This is a genomic window from Pseudomonas sp. SDT291_1_S447, assembly GCF_054070155.1.
In genome coordinates, this window is sequence record NZ_JBSVXS010000428.1 from 1 (window position 1) to 223 (window position 223).

General features: G+C 67.7%; 1 protein-coding gene. It reads left to right on the forward strand.

Going from position 1 to position 223, the window contains the following annotated elements:
* Positions 1-223, forward strand: a 223-nt coding sequence (locus ACW9IR_RS30225) for an AGE family epimerase/isomerase (RefSeq protein WP_457466283.1), incomplete at both ends; no start/stop codon positions are given.

Consider the following 223-nt stretch of genomic DNA (forward strand, 5'->3'; position numbering starts at 1 on the left):
TGGCCCACGCCTTGGGTTTGCCGGGGTATGCCGACCTGGTTGCGCATGGCGTTGCAGCCCTCAGTGGCCCGCTGCGTGACAGTGAGCACGGTGGCTGGTTTGCCACGCCCCACGCCCTCGATGGCAACCGGGGCAAGGCGGCTTACCTGCACGCGTTTGTTGCCCTGGCCGCCAGCTCGGCGGTGGTGGCAGGTGCGCCCGGTGCACAAAACCTTCTGACTGA